Below are 14,598 nucleotides of genomic sequence, written 5' to 3'. Positions count from 1 at the left end.
GGGCGGCGCCTGATTCTGCGGGCGCTGCCTTTCTCCCGCGAACACATCAAATTCATCCAAGAAGGTATACCAGAGAAATGGCCAAGGAAAAGTTCCAGCGGAATAAGCCGCACTGCAACATCGGCACCATCGGTCACGTCGACCACGGCAAGACCACGCTGACCGCGGCGATCACCAAGGTGATGGCTGAAACCTACGGCGGCAGCGCCGTGGACTTCGCCAACATCGACAAGGCCCCGGAAGAGCGCGAGCGCGGCATCACCATCTCGACCGCGCACGTCGAGTACGAATCGGCCGCCCGTCACTACGCGCACGTCGACTGCCCGGGCCACGCCGACTACGTGAAGAACATGATCACCGGTGCCGCCCAGATGGACGGCGCGATCCTGGTCGTGAACGCTGCCGACGGCCCGATGCCCCAGACCCGCGAGCACATCCTGCTCGCCCGTCAGGTCGGCGTGCCCGCGCTGGTCGTGTACATGAACAAGGTCGACCAGGTCGACGACGAGGAAATCCTCGAGCTCGTCGAACTCGAAGTGCGCGAGCTGCTCAGCTCGTACGACTTCGACGGCGACAATATTCCGATCGTCAAGGGTTCGGCGCTGGCCGCTCTCGAAGGCCGCGATGACAACATCGGCAAGGATTCGGTCATTGCCCTGATCGAAGCCGTCGACAGCTACATCCCGCAGCCCGACCGTCCGGTCGACAAGAGCTTCCTGATGCCGATCGAAGACGTGTTCTCGATCTCGGGCCGCGGCACCGTCGTGACCGGCCGTATCGAAACCGGCATCGTGAACGTCGGCGACGAAGTCGAAATCGTCGGCATCAAGGACACCCGCAAGACCACCGTCACCGGCGTGGAAATGTTCCGCAAGCTGCTCGATCGCGGTGAAGCGGGCGACAACGTCGGCGCGCTGATCCGCGGCGTTGCCCGTGAAGAAGTCGAGCGCGGCCAGGTTCTCGCCAAGCCGGGCACCGTGACCCCGCACACCGAGTTCTCGGCCGAGGTCTACGTGCTGTCGAAGGACGAAGGTGGCCGTCACACGCCGTTCTTCGCCAACTACCGCCCGCAGTTCTACTTCCGCACCACCGACGTGACCGGCGAAGTGATCCTTCCCGAAGGCACCGAAATGGTGATGCCGGGCGACAACGTGACCATCGGCGTCAAGCTGATCGCGCCGATCGCCATGGATGAAGGTCTGCGCTTCGCGATCCGCGAAGGTGGCCGCACCGTGGGTTCGGGCGTCGTCGCCAAGATCACCAAGTAAGGTCGCCGCTGCCTCGCGCAGCTGACTGAACGCAAAAACGGCCCGGCGCTCTTACGAGCCGCCGGGCCTTTTTGTGTGAGGGCACGCCGTTTCGGCCGCGCCCGAACAGGCAGGGCAGGGTGCCCCCCGCGCACGAGAACATGGTCGTTTCACGGTCATGTAATTTTCAGTCCGAGGGCCCTTGCCAGAATCCAACTCGGCCCGTATAGGCGCGCATCCCCGACGGAGATTCGTCTCCTGACGGCACGAGTTTTGAGGAAGGCCGCCCGCTCACGGGAAACCGAAGCAAGCGGGGCGGTCTTTGTTTTTGGGAAATGCCGGCTCGCCGGTTGCTCCTTGGCTCTTTCGCATCGGTAGTAGGACATGGAAGCTCAGAATATCCGTATTCGCCTCAAGGCGTTCGACCACCGCGTTCTTGACCAGGCCACTGGCGAGATCGCAGATACGGCCCGCCGGACCGGCGCACTTATTCGCGGCCCCATTCCCCTGCCGACGCGTATCGAGAAGTTCACCGTGAACCGCGGCCCGCACGTCGACAAGAAGTCGCGCGAGCAGTTCGAGGTGCGCACCTACAAGCGGTTGCTCGATATCGTGCAGCCCAACGCCCAGACGGTCGACGCGCTGATGAAGCTCGATCTGGCTGCCGGCGTGAACGTCGAGATCAAGCTGGCCTAAGAGCCGGCCGAAATGCCCCCTGCTTCGGCAGGGGGCCTCTATCGTTGGGGCGCAGGGTGCCCCGCCTGACGATAGGGTGGATACCGCCGGAGACTATCTCCGGGCCGCGTCCCCCGTCTCGCTTCCAGCGGCTACCCGGCCAGCGGAAGCACTCAGCCCGGACGGGGCGATGCATGACATATCGGGCTGAACGGGGCCGCAGGTGCATTTCGCGTCTGCGGTCTCACACGCACCTTGCGGATGGTCTGCACGGTGCCTCTGTTGAGGAGTGAACTGACGATGCGCACCGGCGTTATCGCAAAGAAAGTCGGGATGACCCGCCTCTTCCAGGAGGATGGCCGGCACGTGCCCGTGACCGTCCTGTCGCTGGAAGAATGCCAGGTGGTCTCGCACCGCACCGAAGACCGCGATGGCTACTACGCCGTCCAGCTCGGCGCGGGCGAAGCCAAGCACAAGAACGTTGCCAAGCCGCAGCGTGAACAATTCGCCAAGGCCGATGTCGGTCTCAAGAAGCAGGTCGCCGAATTCCGGGTCGACAGCGCCGATGCGCTGGTCCCGGTCGGCGCCACCATTTCGGCCGAGCATTTCATCGCCGGCCAGATGGTCGACATCACCGGCCACACGCAGGGCAAGGGCTTTGCGGGCGCCATGAAGCGCTGGGGCTTCGGCGGTATGCGCGCGACGCACGGCGTCTCGATCTCGCACCGTGCCCATGGTTCGACCGGTAACCGTCAGGATCCGGGCCGCGTGTTCAAGGGCAAGAAGATGGCCGGCCACATGGGCGACCGTCAGCGCACCCAGCAGAACCTCGAAATCGTCCGCACCGATGCCGAGCGCGGTCTTCTGTTCGTCAAGGGTTCGGTCCCGGGCGCGAAGAACGGCTGGCTGCTCGTTCGCGATGCGGTGAAGCTCAAGGCTCCGGCCGATCTGCCGTTCCCGGGCGCGGTCCTCGAGAAGAAGGCCCCTGTGGCCGACGAGACCCTCGTGGCTGTCGAGGCTGTCGCAATCGACACCCCCGCCACCGAAGAAAACAAGGAAGACTGAGCCATGAAGATCAAGGTTCAGAACATCGAGGGCGCCGCCGCTGGCGATATCGAACTGTCGGATGACGTGTTCGGCATCGAGCCGCGCGCCGACATCCTGCACCGCGTGGTGACCTGGCAGCTCGAAAACCGCCGCGGCACCGCCCGCCCGACGCGCGAGCGTTCGGACGTGGCCCGCACCGGCAAGAAGTTCGGCAAGCAGAAGGGCGGCGGCACCGCCCGTCACGGCGACCGTGCGGCTCCGATCTTCATCGGCGGTGGTAAGGCTCACGGTGCGCGCAAGCGCGACTTCGAGCAGTCGCTCAACAAGAAGGTCCGTGCGCTGGGTCTCAAGATGGCGCTCTCGACCAAGGCCAGGAGCGGCCTGGTGGTCGTCGACAGCCTCGAGCTCGCCGACGCCAAGACCAAGGCGCTGAAGGGCCACCTCACCAAGGCCGGGCTCACCGGCAAGGTGCTGGTGATCGACGGCGAACAGGTCGACGCGGGCTTCAAGAAGGCCGCCGGCAACCTTCCGGGCATCAACGTCCTTCCGGCGATCGGTGCCAATGTCTACGACATCCTCAACCACGACACGCTGGTGCTGACCAAGGCCGCTGTCGAAAAGCTGGAGGCGCGTTTCAATGGCTAAGAAGGGCACCATCGACGCGCGTCACTACGATGTGATCATCGCGCCGCACATCACCGAAAAGTCGACCCTCGCGTCCGAAGCGAACGCCGTGGTCTTCAAGGTCGCCGCTGGCGCGACCAAGCCGCAGATCAAGGAAGCGATCGAGGCGATCTACGACAAGAAGGTCGTCGCCGTGAACACCCTGATCCAGAAGGGCAAGACCAAGCGCTGGAAGGGCAAGGCCTATCAGCGCTCCGACGTGAAGAAGGCCATTGTCACCCTCGCCGAGGGTGAAATGATCGACATCACCAGCGGTATCTGAGGCCAAGGGACAGGACACGAACAATGGCACTCAAGAACTACAAACCGACCAGTCCCGCCCGCCGCGGTCTGATCCTGGTCGACAAGTCGGCGCTCTACAAGGGCAAGCCGGTCAAGGCGCTCACCGAAGGCAAGCGCAAGACCGGTGGCCGCAACAACAAGGGCCACGTCACCTCGCGCGGGATCGCCGGGGGCCACAAGCAGAAGTACCGCTTCATCGACTTCAAGCGTCGCAAGTGGGACATGCCGGCCACCGTCGAGCGTCTGGAATATGACCCCAACCGCACCGCCTTCATCGCGCTGGTGAAGTACGAGGACGGCGAGCAGGCCTATATTCTGGCTCCGCAGCGTCTGGCGGTCGGTGACCAGGTCGTGGCTGGCGAGAAGGTCGACACCAAGCCGGGCAACGCGATGCTGCTCGGCCAGATGCCGGTCGGCACGATCTGCCACAATGTCGAGATGAAGCCGGGCAAGGGCGGCCAGATCGCACGGTCCGCCGGCACCTATGTGCAGGTCGTCGGCCGTGACCGCGCTTTCGTGATCGTCCGTTTGAACTCGGGCGAGCAGCGTTACCTGCGCGCCGACTGCATGGGCACGGTGGGTGCGGTGTCGAACCCCGACAACGCCAACCAGAACTTTGCCAAGGCCGGCCGTGGCCGCTGGATGGGCAAGCGTCCGCTGACCCGCGGCGTTGCGAAGAACCCGGTCGACCACCCGCACGGTGGTGGTGAAGGCCGCACCTCGGGTGGCCGCCATCCGGTGACCCCGTGGGGCAAGCCGACCAAGGGTGCCCGCACGCGCCACAACAAGCAGACGGACAAGATGATCATCCGTTCGCGTCACGCGAAGAAGAAGAGGTAAGAGACGATGGCACGTTCCGTCTGGAAAGGTCCGTTTGTCGAGCTGAGCCTGCTGAAGAAGGCAGAGGAAGCGCAGGACACCACGAACGCCAAGCCGATCAAGACCTGGTCGCGGCGTTCGACGATCCTGCCGCAGTTCGTCGGGCTCACCTTCAACGTCTACAACGGGCACAAGTTCATTCCCGTTTCGGTTTCGGAAGAAATGGTCGGCCACAAGCTCGGTGAATTTGCGCCCACGCGCACGTTCCCGGGTCACGCTGCCGACAAGAAGGGCAAGCGCTAATGGGCAAGGCTAAGGCACCCCGCCGCGTGGGCGACAACGAGGCGCTGGCCGTCGGCACCACGATCCGTGGTTCGGCGCAGAAGCTCAACCTCGTTGCGGCCCTGATCCGCGGCAAGAAGGCCGAAGAGGCGATGAACATCCTCGCCTTTTCGAAGCGGGCGATGGCGCGCGATGCGAGCAAGGTGCTCGCCTCGGCGATTGCCAATGCGGAAAACAACCACAACCTCGATGTCGACGCGCTGGTCGTCGCCGAGGCGAGCGTGGGCAAGTCGGTGACGATGAAGCGCTTCCACACCCGTGGACGCGGCAAATCGACGCGGATCCTGAAGCCGTTCTCGCGTCTGCGGATCGTCGTTCGCGAAGCTGAGGAGGCGTAAGATGGGTCAGAAGAGCAATCCGATCGGTCTGCGCCTGCAGATCAACCGCACCTGGGACAGCCGCTGGTACGCCGAAGGGCGGGACTATGCGGGCCTGCTCAAGGAAGACATCGCGATCCGCAAGTACATCATGAAGAACCTGCCCCAGGCGGCGGTTTCGAAGGTGGTGATCGAGCGTCCGGCCAAGCTGTGCCGCGTGTCGATCTACGCGGCCCGTCCCGGTGTCATCATCGGCAAGAAGGGCGCGGACATCGAAAAGCTGCGCTCGAAGCTCGCCACCATGACCGCGAGCGACGTCAAGCTGAACATCGTCGAGATCCGCAAGCCGGAAATCGACGCCAAGCTCGTCGCGCAGGGCATCGCCGACCAGCTGGTGCGCCGCGTGGCGTTCCGCCGCGCGATGAAGCGTGCTGTGCAGTCGGCGCTGCGTCTGGGTGCCGAAGGCATCAAGATCGTGTGCGGCGGCCGTTTGGGCGGGGCGGAAATCGCCCGTGTCGAATGGTACCGCGAAGGCCGCGTGCCGCTCCACACCCTGCGTGCGAACATCGATTACGCCGAGACCGAGGCGCTCACCGCTTACGGGATCATCGGGATCAAGGTGTGGATCTTCAAGGGCGAGATCCTCGCCCACGATCCGACCGCGCAGGACCGCCTGATGATGGAAGCCCAGACTTCCGGCGTCCGTCCGGCTCGCTGAGGTAGATAGCCATGTTGCAACCGAAAAAGACCAAGTTCCGCAAGCAGTTCAAGGGCCGGATCAAGGGCGATGCCAAGGGCGGCACCACCCTGAACTTCGGGTCCTACGGGCTCAAGGCGCTGGAACCCGAGCGCGTCACCGCGCGCCAGATCGAAGCGGCGCGTCGTGCGATCACCCGTCACATCAAGCGTCAGGGTCGTCTGTGGATCCGCGTGTTCCCCGATGTGCCGGTGTCGAAGAAGCCTGCCGAAGTCCGTCAGGGCAAGGGCAAGGGTTCGGTCGAATACTGGGCCGCCAAGGTGAAGCCGGGCCGCATCCTGTTCGAACTCGATGGCGTGGCCGGCCCGCTGGCCGCTGAAGCCTTCGAGCGCGCAGCCATGAAGCTGCCGATCAAGACCAAGGTCGTCGCCCGTCTCGGCGACACCAGCCACCTGGGAGGCGAATAATGGCCGACGTTGCGGACCTTCGCACCAAGACCGATGACCAGCTGACCGCCGAGCTTATCGAGCTCAAGCGCGAGCAGTACAATCTGCGGTTCCAGGCTGCGACCAACCAGCTCGAGGCTCCCTCGCGCATCCGTCAGGTGCGCCGGACCATCGCGCAGATCAAGACGCTGCAAAGCGAGCGCGCGGCCAAGGCCGCCGCTGCCAAGGCGTAAGGAGAAAGCACAATGCCCAAGCGTATCCTCGTCGGGACTGTGACCTCCGACAAGACCGACAAGACCGTGACCGTGAAGGTCGAACGCAAGGTGCGTCACCCGCTCTACGGGAAGATCATCCGCCGTTCGAAGAAGTATCACGCGCACGACGAGCAGAACGAATACACCGTGGGTGACGTGGTGCGGATCGAAGAGACCCGCCCGATGTCCAAGACCAAGACCTGGATCGTCAAGGACCGGGTCGTGGCAGGCGGCGTGCAGGCGGTGGAAGCCGACCTCGACGTCGCGGCTGCGGGCAACTGAATCAGGCGTAATCGGAACTCTCAGGCCCCGGTCGGATCGGGCGTCCTGAAAAGCCATTGAGAAGGAAGACGGATCAATGATCCAGATGCAATCCAATCTCGACGTCGCGGACAACAGCGGCGCCAAGCGCGTCCAGTGCATCAAGGTGCTGGGCGGGTCGAAGCGTCGTACCGCGGGCGTCGGCGATGTGATCGTCGTCTCCATCAAGGAGGCGCAGCCGCGCACCAAGGTCAAGAAGGGCGACGTGCACCGCGCGGTGATCGTGCGCACCCGCAAGGACGTGCGTCGTCCGGATGGCACCGTCATCCGTTTCGACACCAATGCCGCGGTGCTCGTGAACAAGAACGAGGAGCCGATCGGCACCCGTATCTTCGGCCCCGTGGTGCGCGAACTGCGCGGCAAGGGCTTCATGAAGATCATCAGTCTCGCGCCGGAGGTGCTGTGATGGCTGCTGCAAAGATCAAGAAGGGTGACAGCGTCGTCGTCCTGTCGGGCAAGGACAAGGGCCGCACCGGCACGGTTGCGCAGGTTCTTCCCAAGGACGGCAAGGTCGTTGTCGATGGCGTCAACATCGTCGCCCGTCACCGCAAGCCCAGCCAGCAGAACCCCCAGGGTGGCATCGACCGCTTCGCCGCGCCGATGGCCATCTCCAAGGTTGCGCTCGCTGATCCCAAGACCGGCAAGGCCACCCGCGTCCGCTTCGAAGTGAAGGACGGCAAGAAGGTGCGCGTTGCGGTCAAGAGTGGGGAGACCATCGATGGCTGATTACACCGCCCGTCTCAAGGCCAAGTACGACAACGAGATCGTCAAGGCCATGACCGAGAAGTTCGGCTACAAGAACCGAATGGAAGTGCCCAAGCTCGAAAAGATCACGCTCAACATGGGCGTGGGCGAGGCGAGCCAGGACAAGAAGAAGGTTCAGACCGCTGCCGAGGAAATGGCGCTGATCGCCGGCCAGAAGCCGGTCATCACCATCGCCAAGAAGTCGATCGCGCAGTTCAAGCTGCGTGAAGGCATGCCGATCGGCTGCAAGGTGACCCTGCGCCGCGAGCGGATGTACGAATTTCTCGACCGTCTCGTGACTGTCGCCATGCCGCGCATCCGCGACTTCCGCGGGCTGAACGCCAAGTCGTTCGATGGCCGCGGCAACTACGCGATGGGGCTGAAGGAACAGATCGTGTTCCCCGAAATCAGCTACGACAAGATCGAGAAGGTGCGTGGGATGGACATCATCGTCACCACCACCGCCAAGACCGACGAAGAGGCGCGCGAACTGCTGCGCCTGTTCGGCTTCCCCTTCGCGGGCGAGGCCAAGACCGAACAGAAGGAAGCGGCGTAAGCCGCCTCCCCTTAGTGACACGAAAGCAGAGAGCTTAAGTCCATGGCGAAACTGAGTTCCATCAACAAGAATGAGCGTCGCAAGAAGCTCGTCAAGCAGTACGCTGCGAAGTACGAGAAGCTGAAGGCGATCGCTGACGACGAATCCCTCGACGAGACCGAGCGCCTGATGGCCCGGCTCAAGATGGCGGAGCTTCCGCGCAACGCGAACCCGACCCGGGTGCGCAACCGTTGCGCCACCACCGGCCGCCCCCGCGGCTATTACCGCAAGTTCGGCATCAACCGTATCGAACTGCGTCAGCTTGGCAACCGGGGCATGATCCCGGGTCTGACCAAGTCGAGCTGGTGAGGACTAGACAATGGCAATGACCGATCCTCTGGGTGACATGCTCACCCGCATCCGCAACGGCCAGCGCGCCAAGAAGGACTCCGTCCTGACCCCGGCGAGCAACCTGCGTGCAAGCGTTCTCGAGGTGCTCCAGCGTGAAGGCTACATCCGTGGCTATTCCGAGGACACCACCGGCAAGCACAAGGCGCTGCGGATCGAACTGAAGTATTTCGAAGGCGAGCCCGCGATCAAGCACGTGGCCCGCGTCTCGAAGCCGGGCCGCCGGATCTACTCGGGTTCCAAGGAACTGCCGACGATCCGCAATGGCCTGGGCATCACCATCGTCTCGACCCCCAAGGGCGTGCTCTCGGATGCCGAAGCCCGCGCCAACAACGTCGGCGGCGAAGTCCTGGCGGAGGTGTTCTGATGAGCCGCATCGGTAAAAAGCCGGTCGCGATCCCTGGTGGTGTGACCGCCAGCATCGACAACGGCACGCTCAGCGTGAAGGGCCCCAAGGGCACCCTCACCATGGGCCTGTCCGACCTCATCACCTACTCGCTCGAGGAAGGCGCGATTTCGGTCAAGCCGGCCAATGACAGCAAGCAGGCCCGCGCCTTCTGGGGCATGCAGCGCACGCTGGTGTCGAACCTGGTGGAAGGCGTCAGCGCCGGCTTTACCAAGGTGCTCGTCATCAAGGGCGTCGGCTACCGTGCCAATGCGCAAGGGACGACCCTCAAGCTGCAGCTCGGCTACAGCCACGATGTCGATCTGCCGGTGCCCGCGGGCCTTGAGGTGAAGACCCCGGACCAGACCACGATCGAGATTTCCGGCACCGACAAGCAGGCCGTCGGCCAGTTTGCCGCCGAAATCCGCCGCTGGCGCAAGCCCGAGCCCTACAAGGGCAAGGGGATCGCCTACAAGGGCGAGTTTATCTTCCGCAAGGAAGGGAAGAAGAGATAAGATGGCAAAGCTTTCCCTTTTCGAACGTCGCCGTCGCCGGGTTCGCACTGCGCTGCGCGCACGTGCCGGTGGCAAGCCCCGCCTGTCGGTGCACCGCACCGGCCGTCACATCTACGCCCAGATCATCGACGATGCGGCCGGCAAGACCGTTGCTGCCGCCTCGACGCTCGGCGCCAAGGCGAGCGGCGCGAATGTCGATGCCGCTGCCGAAGTCGGCAAGGCGATCGCCGAGGCCGCCAAGAAGGCGGGCGTGACCACTGTCGTGTTCGATCGCGGCGGGTTCCTGTTTCATGGCCGCGTCAAGGCGCTGGCCGATGCCGCCCGCGAAGGCGGGCTGGAGTTCTGACAATGGCTGACGAAAACACCATCGATACCGTCGACGTGGCGGGCGACATCGGCGGCGATGCCGGCGAGAGCCAGGGTCGTCGCGGCCGGGGCCGTGGCGGCAACCGCGAAGGCGGCGAAGGCCGTGGCCGGGGGCGGGGCGGTCGTGATGACCGTCGCGGGCCCAAGCAGGAAGAAGATGACGGCATCATCGAGAAGCTGGTGCATATCAACCGCGTCTCCAAGACCGTGAAGGGCGGCAAGCGCTTCGGCTTTGCGGCGCTCGTGGTTGTCGGTGACGGCCAGGGCCGCGTCGGCTTCGGCCACGGCAAGGCCCGCGAAGTGCCCGAGGCGATCACCAAGGCGACCGCTTCGGCGCGCAAGAAGATGATCCGCGTGCCGCTCAAGGAAGGCCGCACCCTGCACCATGACGGCAATGGCCGTTTCGGCGCGGGCAAGGTCACCGTCCGCACCGCGCCTCCGGGCACCGGCATCATCGCCGGCGGTCCGATGCGCGCCGTGTTCGAGAGCCTCGGCGTTGCCGACGTGGTGACCAAGTCGGTCGGCACCTCGAACCCCTACAACATGATCCGCGCCACCTTTGACGCGCTTTCGGACCAGACTTCGCCGAAGTCTGTCGCCCAGCGCCGCGGCAAGAAGGTTGCCGACCTCCTGGGTCGCGGCGGGGCCAGTGCGGTTGAGGCGGAAGCCGAAGCTGCCGCGATCGTGGAGTAATTTCAGATGGCAACCATCAAGATCAAGCAGATCGGCTCGCCGATCCGTCGCCCCGCCAGCCAGCGCCAGATCCTCATCGGTCTGGGGCTGAACAAGATGCACAAGATCGTCGAGCGTCAGGACACCCCCGAGGTGCGCGGCGCGATCGCCAAGATCCCGCATCTGGTGCAGGTGATCGACTAAAATACTGTGGCGGGGAGGAATTCGTCCTCCCCCGTCATTCCGGCGAAATCCGGAATCCAGGGCGGTCAGCGCGTCCATCCTGCGGCAGAGCTAACCTCAGGTCCCAGCTTTCGCTGGGATAAACTTCAGCGAGTGCACACATGAAACTGAATGACATCCGCGACAATGCCGGTGCCCGCAAGGGCCGCGTCCGCGTCGGCCGTGGTATCGGCTCGGGCAAGGGCAAGACCTCGGCACGCGGCCAGAAGGGCCAGAAGGCCCGTTCGGGCGTCGCCATCAAGGGCTTCGAAGGCGGCCAGATGCCGCTCCACATGCGCCTGCCGAAGCGCGGCTTCAACAACCCCTTCGCCAAGGACTATGCCGAAGTGAACATCGGCATGGTCCAGAAGTTCATCGATGCCGGCAAGCTCGATGCCTCGGCCACCATCACCGAGGACGCGCTGCGCGCAGCGGGCCTCGTGCGCGGCAGCAAGGACGGCGTGCGTCTGCTGGGCAAGGGGGAGATCACCACCAAGGCTGCCTTCGCCGTCACCGGCGCGACCAAGGGCGCGATCGCTGCGGTCGAAAAGGCCGGCGGCAGCGTCGAAGTGGCGCCCGAGCCGACTCCCGAGCACGAGAAGAAGCTCGCCCGCCGCGACGCGAACAAGGCCGCCAAGGCCAAGTAATCGACAAAAGGTGGAGCGCGGGGGTTCGACAAGAGCCCCCGCGCTCCCTATTTACGCTCTCGCGCGCCCCGGCGGCTCTTGGCTAAGGGCCACAAAAGCAGGGCGCGCCCGGATCAAGAGCTAGGATCGACCCGTTCCCATGGCATCACGCGCCGACAATATCGCGAGCAATCTGAACCTCGGCAATTTCGCCAAGGCGACCGAGCTCAAGCAACGCATCTGGTTCACCATCGGTGCGCTGATTGTCTTCCGCTTCCTGAGCTTCGTGCCGCTGCCGGGGATCGACCCGGTCAAGCTCGCCGAGTTCAACAGCCGCGCTTCGGGCACGATCCTCGACCTGTTCAACGCCTTCTCGGGCGGCGCGCTCGAGCGCATGAGCCTGATCGCGGTCGGCATCATGCCCTACATCACCGCCTCGATCGTGGTGCAGATGGCCTCGGCGCTGCACCCGGCGCTTGCCGCGATCAAGAAAGAGGGCGCGAGCGGGCGCCAGAAGCTCAACCAGTACACCCGCTACGGCGCGGTGCTGCTGTGCGTGATCCAGGGCTATGCGGTCGCAGCCAATGCAGTGGCGCAGGGCATCGCGGTCGATACCAGCCCGCTGTTCTACATCACCACGATCATCAACGTGACCGGCGGGACCATGTTCCTCCTCTGGCTGGGCGAGCAGATCACCAGCCGCGGCATCGGCAACGGCGTGTCGCTGATCATCATGGCCGGGATCGTCGCGCAGTTCCCGACGTTCATCACCGCCCTGTTCGAAGGCGGCCGGACCGGGGCGATTTCGGAAGTGGTGATCATCGGCTTTGTCGCCATGGTGATCTTCCTGATCCTCGGCATCGCCTTCATGGAGCGTGCCCAGCGCCGCCTCACCATCCAGTATCCCAAGCGCGCGACCGAGCGCGGGATGATGCAGGCCGAGCGGTCCTACCTGCCGCTCAAGATCAACACCGCGGGCGTCATCCCGCCGATCTTCGCCTCCTCGCTGCTGCTGCTGCCGCTGACCATCACGCAGCTCGTCGGCACCTCGATCCAGCCCGGCACCACCGCCTACACGGTGTTGCAGACGATGAACCAGTATCTCCAGCACGGCCAGCCGCTGTACATGAGCCTCTATGCGCTCGGGATCATCTTCTTCTGCTTCTTCTACACCGCGGTCGTGTTCAACCCGGAAGAGACCGCGGACAACCTCAAGAAGAACGGCGGCTCGATCCCCGGCATTCGCCCGGGCAAGCGCACCGCGGACTATCTCGAATATGTCCTCACCCGCATCACGGTGATCGGCTCGATCTATCTCACCGTCGTCTGCGTGCTGCCCGAAGCGGTGATTGCGCAGACCGGGATCCCGCTGTTCCTCGGCGGCACCAGCCTGCTGATCGTCGTCAACGTGACGGTCGACACCATCAGCCAGATCCAGTCGCACCTGCTTGCGTTGCAATATGGCGACCTCATCAAGAAGGCCAAGCTCAAGGGCCGGATGCGCTGATATCCGACATTAGTCGGCTTGACGCGCGCAGCCACTTGGTCGAACCCGTAAGACTTGAAGAACGCGCGCGGCGCAGATCCGCGGCGATATTGGGGGACGGTTCGTGAACATCATTCTTCTTGGCCCTCCCGGCGCCGGCAAGGGAACGCAGAGCGCAGGGCTGGTCGAGCGGCATGGCATGCGCCAGCTGTCGACCGGCGACATGCTGCGCGCGGCCGTCAAGGCCGGAACTCCGGTGGGCCTGCGCGCCAAGGAAGTCATGGAGCGCGGCGAACTGGTCTCGGATGCAATCGTCTCCGACCTGATCGACGCCGAACTGGCCGCCATGGCGCCCGAAACCGGCGCGATCTTCGATGGCTATCCCCGCACCGCTGCGCAGGCGGATTCGCTCGATGCCATCCTCGCCCGTAACGGCCGCGTGCTCGACCACGTGATCGAGCTCGAAGTGAACGAGGATGCGCTGGTCGAGCGGATCACCGGCCGCTTTTCCTGCGGCAATTGCGGGACGCTCTACCACGATACCGCCAACCCGCCCAAGGTTGCCGGCGTGTGCGACACCTGCGGCAGCACCGAATTCAAGCGCCGCCCCGACGACAACGAGGAGACCGTGCGCATGCGCATGCAGGAATACCGCGCCAAGACCGCGCCGATCCTGCCGGGCTATGAAGCGCGCGGGATCGTCAGCCGGGTCGACGGGATGGCGGCGATTGACACGGTTGCGGGCCAGATCGACGCGATCCTCGCCGGCTGACGCAAGGCTCTGCGGGCAGGGCAGGGGGCTTGCTCCCGTCACGCTTTTGCCGCAGCCATGGCGGCATCGTTTCGCAAGGGAGGGTCTTGCCATGAAGTTCAGCGCAACTGCGCGCGCCGCCGTGCTGGCGCTCGGCGCGATTGCCGCATCGGTCCCGGCCTCCGCCGAGGTGACCCGCGCCACCGACAACGGCTTCGTCTCGCGCAACGAGGTCACCGTCAGCGCGACCCCCAAGGAGGTGTGGCTGGCGCTGATCGCGCCTGCGACCTGGTGGCAGTCCTCGCACACATGGTCGGGCGATGCCGGGAACCTCAGCCTGCTGCCCCAGGCGGGCGGGTGCTTCTGCGAGATCATCCCCGAGGTCGACGAGCCCGGGCGCTTCACGCTCCAGGGCAGTGTCGAGCATATGCGCGTGGTCCAGGCCTATCCCGAGGCCGCGCTGCGCATGGTCGGCAGCCTCGGGCCGCTCCAGAGCGAGCCGGTGACCGGCGTGCTGACGATCGTGCTCAGCAAGGTCGAGAAGGGCACGCGCATCGTGTTCGAATACAATGTCGGCGGAACGATGCGTTACGAGGTGCCGGTGATCTCCAAGGCTGTCGACGGGGTGATGGCGACGCAGCTGATGTCGCTGGCAAGGCCGCTGGGGATCGTCGCCGTGCCTCCGCCTCCGCCGCCGCCGCCGCCCGCGCCTGCGCCTGCCGAAGCGTCGGCCGCGGCACCTGCGGCAGCGCCTGCC

General features: G+C 64.7%; 25 protein-coding genes. All 25 read left to right on the top strand.

Translation table 11 applies throughout. The annotated features are described in order from the left end of the window. Positions 1–77 precede the first annotated feature (77 nt). Positions 78–1,268 (top strand): elongation factor Tu, encoded by a 1,191-nt coding sequence (tuf, locus tag D620_RS0107310; protein ID WP_017665147.1) that lies wholly within the window; start codon positions 78–80, stop codon positions 1,266–1,268. Positions 1,269–1,631: 363 nt separating this feature from the next. Then, positions 1,632–1,943, top strand: a complete 312-nt coding sequence (gene rpsJ, locus D620_RS0107305; protein WP_017665146.1) for a 30S ribosomal protein S10 — start codon at positions 1,632–1,634, stop codon at positions 1,941–1,943. A gap of 279 nt (positions 1,944–2,222) precedes the next feature. Then, positions 2,223–2,987, top strand: a complete 765-nt coding sequence (rplC, locus tag D620_RS0107300) for a 50S ribosomal protein L3 (protein ID WP_033376418.1) — start codon at positions 2,223–2,225, stop codon at positions 2,985–2,987. Positions 2,988–2,990: 3 nt separating this feature from the next. After that, a complete protein-coding gene (rplD, locus tag D620_RS0107295) occupies positions 2,991–3,614 on the top strand; it encodes a 50S ribosomal protein L4 (RefSeq protein ID WP_017665144.1) in 624 nt (207 codons plus the stop codon). Next, positions 3,607–3,915 carry a 50S ribosomal protein L23 gene (locus tag D620_RS0107290; protein WP_017665143.1) on the top strand — a complete coding sequence of 103 codons (309 nt, stop codon included), beginning with the start codon at positions 3,607–3,609 and terminating at the stop codon, positions 3,913–3,915. Before rplD ends, D620_RS0107290 begins: the two co-directional genes overlap by 8 nt. A 23-nt stretch (positions 3,916–3,938) precedes the next feature. Continuing rightward, the gene (rplB, locus tag D620_RS0107285; protein WP_017665142.1) at positions 3,939–4,775 is read left to right on the top strand and encodes a 50S ribosomal protein L2; all 837 of its coding nucleotides are present in this window, start codon (positions 3,939–3,941) and stop codon (positions 4,773–4,775) included. A 6-nt stretch (positions 4,776–4,781) separates the two neighbouring features. Further along, on the top strand, positions 4,782–5,057 hold the full coding sequence (rpsS, locus tag D620_RS0107280; RefSeq protein ID WP_017665141.1) for a 30S ribosomal protein S19: 276 nt from the start codon (positions 4,782–4,784) through the stop codon (positions 5,055–5,057). Then, the gene (gene rplV / locus D620_RS0107275; protein WP_017665140.1) at positions 5,057–5,434 is read left to right on the top strand and encodes a 50S ribosomal protein L22; all 378 of its coding nucleotides are present in this window, start codon (positions 5,057–5,059) and stop codon (positions 5,432–5,434) included. Before rpsS ends, rplV begins: the two co-directional genes overlap by 1 nt. 1 nt (position 5,435) lies before the next feature. Continuing rightward, a complete protein-coding gene (gene rpsC, locus D620_RS0107270; RefSeq protein ID WP_017665139.1) occupies positions 5,436–6,131 on the top strand; it encodes a 30S ribosomal protein S3 in 696 nt (231 codons plus the stop codon). Positions 6,132–6,142: 11 nt separating this feature from the next. Next, positions 6,143–6,577, top strand: coding sequence for a 50S ribosomal protein L16 (gene rplP, locus D620_RS0107265; protein WP_017665138.1), 435 nt, complete (start codon positions 6,143–6,145; stop codon positions 6,575–6,577). Then, entirely contained in the window at positions 6,577–6,789 is a 213-nt protein-coding gene (gene rpmC / locus D620_RS0107260) for a 50S ribosomal protein L29 (protein WP_017665137.1), read from the top strand. Before rplP ends, rpmC begins: the two co-directional genes overlap by 1 nt. Before the next feature lie 12 nt (positions 6,790–6,801). Continuing rightward, a complete protein-coding gene (gene rpsQ / locus D620_RS0107255) occupies positions 6,802–7,092 on the top strand; it encodes a 30S ribosomal protein S17 (protein ID WP_017665136.1) in 291 nt (96 codons plus the stop codon). A gap of 76 nt (positions 7,093–7,168) precedes the next feature. Next, positions 7,169–7,537, top strand: coding sequence for a 50S ribosomal protein L14 (gene rplN / locus D620_RS0107250; protein ID WP_017665135.1), 369 nt, complete (start codon positions 7,169–7,171; stop codon positions 7,535–7,537). Then, positions 7,537–7,857: a 50S ribosomal protein L24 gene (rplX, locus tag D620_RS0107245; RefSeq protein ID WP_017665134.1), complete on the top strand. Its 321-nt coding sequence runs from the start codon at positions 7,537–7,539 to the stop codon at positions 7,855–7,857. Before rplN ends, rplX begins: the two co-directional genes overlap by 1 nt. Further along, complete coding sequence (gene rplE / locus D620_RS0107240; protein WP_017665133.1) at positions 7,850–8,431, top strand: 50S ribosomal protein L5; 582 nt, start codon at positions 7,850–7,852, stop codon at positions 8,429–8,431. The genes rplX and rplE overlap by 8 nt, the downstream gene beginning before the upstream one ends. A 42-nt stretch (positions 8,432–8,473) precedes the next feature. Continuing rightward, positions 8,474–8,779, top strand: coding sequence for a 30S ribosomal protein S14 (gene rpsN, locus D620_RS0107235; protein WP_017665132.1), 306 nt, complete (start codon positions 8,474–8,476; stop codon positions 8,777–8,779). A 10-nt stretch (positions 8,780–8,789) separates the two neighbouring features. Further along, a complete protein-coding gene (rpsH, locus tag D620_RS0107230) occupies positions 8,790–9,185 on the top strand; it encodes a 30S ribosomal protein S8 (RefSeq protein WP_017665131.1) in 396 nt (131 codons plus the stop codon). After that, on the top strand, positions 9,185–9,718 hold the full coding sequence (gene rplF / locus D620_RS0107225) for a 50S ribosomal protein L6 (protein ID WP_026092022.1): 534 nt from the start codon (positions 9,185–9,187) through the stop codon (positions 9,716–9,718). The genes rpsH and rplF overlap by 1 nt, the downstream gene beginning before the upstream one ends. 1 nt (position 9,719) lies before the next feature. Further along, a complete protein-coding gene (gene rplR / locus D620_RS0107220; RefSeq protein ID WP_017665129.1) occupies positions 9,720–10,064 on the top strand; it encodes a 50S ribosomal protein L18 in 345 nt (114 codons plus the stop codon). Positions 10,065–10,066: 2 nt separating this feature from the next. Then, the gene (gene rpsE, locus D620_RS0107215; protein ID WP_017665128.1) at positions 10,067–10,777 is read left to right on the top strand and encodes a 30S ribosomal protein S5; all 711 of its coding nucleotides are present in this window, start codon (positions 10,067–10,069) and stop codon (positions 10,775–10,777) included. Positions 10,778–10,783: 6 nt separating this feature from the next. Continuing rightward, entirely contained in the window at positions 10,784–10,960 is a 177-nt protein-coding gene (rpmD, locus tag D620_RS0107210) for a 50S ribosomal protein L30 (protein WP_017665127.1), read from the top strand. A 140-nt stretch (positions 10,961–11,100) separates the two neighbouring features. Continuing rightward, complete coding sequence (gene rplO / locus D620_RS0107205) at positions 11,101–11,625, top strand: 50S ribosomal protein L15 (RefSeq protein WP_017665126.1); 525 nt, start codon at positions 11,101–11,103, stop codon at positions 11,623–11,625. Between the two features lie 139 nt (positions 11,626–11,764). Next, positions 11,765–13,111 (top strand): preprotein translocase subunit SecY, encoded by a 1,347-nt coding sequence (gene secY / locus D620_RS0107200; protein WP_017665125.1) that lies wholly within the window; start codon positions 11,765–11,767, stop codon positions 13,109–13,111. A gap of 103 nt (positions 13,112–13,214) precedes the next feature. Beyond that, positions 13,215–13,862 carry an adenylate kinase gene (locus D620_RS0107195; protein ID WP_017665124.1) on the top strand — a complete coding sequence of 216 codons (648 nt, stop codon included), beginning with the start codon at positions 13,215–13,217 and terminating at the stop codon, positions 13,860–13,862. A 91-nt stretch (positions 13,863–13,953) separates the two neighbouring features. Then, positions 13,954–14,598: hypothetical protein (locus D620_RS0107190; RefSeq protein ID WP_017665123.1), on the top strand; the 645-nt coding region annotated here is incomplete at its 3' end.

This window comes from Porphyrobacter sp. AAP82, from assembly GCF_000331285.1.
GTDB lineage: Bacteria > Pseudomonadota > Alphaproteobacteria > Sphingomonadales > Sphingomonadaceae > Erythrobacter.
The sequence above is the reverse complement of the archived record's forward strand: the minus strand, read 5'-3'. Positions and strand labels throughout refer to the sequence as shown.

Bases quoted from the DNA above. Each gene is read 5' to 3' on its own strand.
- rplD (WP_017665144.1), top strand. From the start codon at position 2,991: ATGAAGATCAAGGTTCAGAACATCGAGGGCGCCGCCGCTGGCGATATC.
- rpsQ (WP_017665136.1), top strand. From the start codon at position 6,802: ATGCCCAAGCGTATCCTCGTCGGGACTGTGACCTCCGACAAGACCGAC.
- rplR (WP_017665129.1), top strand. From the start codon at position 9,720: ATGGCAAAGCTTTCCCTTTTCGAACGTCGCCGTCGCCGGGTTCGCACT.
- rplC (WP_033376418.1), top strand. From the start codon at position 2,223: ATGCGCACCGGCGTTATCGCAAAGAAAGTCGGGATGACCCGCCTCTTC.
- rpsJ (WP_017665146.1), top strand. From the start codon at position 1,632: ATGGAAGCTCAGAATATCCGTATTCGCCTCAAGGCGTTCGACCACCGC.
- rpmD (WP_017665127.1), top strand. From the start codon at position 10,784: ATGGCAACCATCAAGATCAAGCAGATCGGCTCGCCGATCCGTCGCCCC.
- rpsE (WP_017665128.1), top strand. From the start codon at position 10,067: ATGGCTGACGAAAACACCATCGATACCGTCGACGTGGCGGGCGACATC.
- D620_RS0107290 (WP_017665143.1), top strand. From the start codon at position 3,607: ATGGCTAAGAAGGGCACCATCGACGCGCGTCACTACGATGTGATCATC.
- rpsC (WP_017665139.1), top strand. From the start codon at position 5,436: ATGGGTCAGAAGAGCAATCCGATCGGTCTGCGCCTGCAGATCAACCGC.
- rpsN (WP_017665132.1), top strand. From the start codon at position 8,474: ATGGCGAAACTGAGTTCCATCAACAAGAATGAGCGTCGCAAGAAGCTC.
- secY (WP_017665125.1), top strand. From the start codon at position 11,765: ATGGCATCACGCGCCGACAATATCGCGAGCAATCTGAACCTCGGCAAT.
- rpsH (WP_017665131.1), top strand. From the start codon at position 8,790: ATGGCAATGACCGATCCTCTGGGTGACATGCTCACCCGCATCCGCAAC.
- rplN (WP_017665135.1), top strand. From the start codon at position 7,169: ATGATCCAGATGCAATCCAATCTCGACGTCGCGGACAACAGCGGCGCC.
- rplE (WP_017665133.1), top strand. From the start codon at position 7,850: ATGGCTGATTACACCGCCCGTCTCAAGGCCAAGTACGACAACGAGATC.
- rplV (WP_017665140.1), top strand. From the start codon at position 5,057: ATGGGCAAGGCTAAGGCACCCCGCCGCGTGGGCGACAACGAGGCGCTG.
- rplX (WP_017665134.1), top strand. From the start codon at position 7,537: ATGGCTGCTGCAAAGATCAAGAAGGGTGACAGCGTCGTCGTCCTGTCG.
- rplO (WP_017665126.1), top strand. From the start codon at position 11,101: ATGAAACTGAATGACATCCGCGACAATGCCGGTGCCCGCAAGGGCCGC.
- rplF (WP_026092022.1), top strand. From the start codon at position 9,185: ATGAGCCGCATCGGTAAAAAGCCGGTCGCGATCCCTGGTGGTGTGACC.
- rpmC (WP_017665137.1), top strand. From the start codon at position 6,577: ATGGCCGACGTTGCGGACCTTCGCACCAAGACCGATGACCAGCTGACC.
- rplP (WP_017665138.1), top strand. From the start codon at position 6,143: ATGTTGCAACCGAAAAAGACCAAGTTCCGCAAGCAGTTCAAGGGCCGG.
- rpsS (WP_017665141.1), top strand. From the start codon at position 4,782: ATGGCACGTTCCGTCTGGAAAGGTCCGTTTGTCGAGCTGAGCCTGCTG.
- tuf (WP_017665147.1), top strand. From the start codon at position 78: ATGGCCAAGGAAAAGTTCCAGCGGAATAAGCCGCACTGCAACATCGGC.
- rplB (WP_017665142.1), top strand. From the start codon at position 3,939: ATGGCACTCAAGAACTACAAACCGACCAGTCCCGCCCGCCGCGGTCTG.